General features: G+C 35.9%; 2 protein-coding genes. Both read right to left on the reverse strand.

The annotated features are described in order from the left end of the window. Window positions 1-207: 207 nt before the first annotated feature. Window positions 208-726 (reverse strand): hypothetical protein, encoded by a 519-nt coding sequence (locus AC06OU_RS15750; RefSeq protein WP_475857039.1) that lies wholly within the window; start codon window positions 724-726, stop codon window positions 208-210. Between the two features lie 164 nt (window positions 727-890). Further along, window positions 891-1,730, reverse strand: an 840-nt coding sequence (locus AC06OU_RS15755) for a type 2 periplasmic-binding domain-containing protein (protein ID WP_475857041.1), incomplete at its 5' end; no start/stop codon positions are given.

A 1,730-nucleotide genomic window follows, 5' to 3' on the forward strand; every position in this document is an offset into this window, starting at 1 on the left:
GGAGTTATCTCACTCATCATAATTTCTTTATTGGTTTGGCGTATTTCTAAAAGTAAAAAAGAGCAATTAAATCGTATTGAAGAAAAAGTGGATTCCATACAAAAAAAGCATTAAATTCTTTTTGCACTACCAGCTACAAAAAAATCATATAAAAATGAGCTAGAAGGAAAAGATCCCAGCTCACTAATAATCTTGTTAATAATTAAACTACCTGTCTTTCCACAGGACGTTTCCACTACTGTCATATGCTTCAATTCTTAATGGGTCTGGTTCCCCAGGATCTGCGTCTTCTAAAGAATCAAAGGTAACAAACCAATACCTCAGTCCTTTATCCGTCTCAACAATTGTTGCTTCTTTATCTATTGTTTTTTGCTTTACAAGCACGGTTGCAATTTGCTCATTCGTGATAATTCGACCAAACAATGTTAAAGGTACTTTTGGATTATTAATCATTACCCAGTCCATACCTTCATCAGGATCTACCTCACCATTTCCAGTATGTGTCCAATGTTCATCACCCGACTTTTTATATCCAATACGGAATCCTGTTTCATCTTCATAAAACACAATTTCATAATCTTCCTTTTGCAATTTATTCAATATCTCAGTTGACTTTGGATGTGGAACACTTCCTAGAAAGTCTTCCGTACTACCAAGACTAAAAGTATATGAGCAGCCTGTCTGAAGCAATAACACTATAGAAACCAAAAGTAATTTTTTCTTCATTAACCAATTCCCCTTTGCTATATGTAATTAATTTACGTATATCTAGAATTTTAGTTTCAAAATATTCCATAAATAAACCAGAGTCATTTTATTATTTGTTGTTTTAAACAAAAAGCAGCACCAAAGTCTTAAAATGACTTTTGGCGCTGCTCTTCTATTTTATATTATTTCCATTCTCTTTCTGTGTAGCCCTTTGCCTTAATTCCTTCGTTTGTTTCCTTAATAATTTGTTCTCCTCCACGTTTCATGTATTCCTCAACCAAGCTATCCCATTCAGAGATTGGTCTTTGGCCAGCAATCATTTTTGCTTGCTCGTTCATGATGAACTGTGTTAAATCAGTGCCTTTCTCCTGATTTGTAGGAGACATTACTCCGTATGAAGGATCTACATAAAGCTTGTTAGATTCAAACATTTCCTGAAGAGACTGAACCATTTCCTTCATTTCTGGCATTTTGTAATCATCTGCATATGTGATATTTGCATCTTCTGGTACTTGCTCACGATTGTCTAAGAAGTAAGTCGAAGGTGAAAGTCCATCAGATGAGAAGTTTGGCAATTGTACAGCCTGCCCATTTTCCATGTTATACCCTTTTCCTTCTCCACCTAAATAGAAATCGAAATCAGCGTTATCAGGATTTTTCGTATCTCTTGGGTAATATGTTTTACCAAAGTCAACCATTTCTAAAGCACGGAAAATCTTACCTTCGTCTCCAGCCATGTTAGCATTTAAAGCTAGAATACCTGAATAACCAGATCCAATAGTGAAGCCCTTAGATTTATCAGGAGCCTCAAAAGGAGGTATCGCTATTAAATGTGCATCTGGATTTGCTGCTAAAAGACCTTCGAAATAGGCTTCAGACATACCTGAAACTCCCCCAACAAAGATTCCAGCTTTTCCAGAGTAAAACTCCGTGTTCGTGCTAGCCCAATCAAGAACTGCAAAATCCTTCGTCATCGCTCCTTCTTTATAAAGGTTAGCAAAAAATTGGATCAAGTCTTTTCT

This window comes from Psychrobacillus sp., assembly GCF_056205495.1.

Excerpts from the sequence above, each read along its gene's own strand:
- AC06OU_RS15750 (WP_475857039.1), bottom strand. The coding sequence starts at position 726 with ATGAAGAAAAAATTACTTTTGGTTTCTATAGTGTTATTGCTTCAGACA.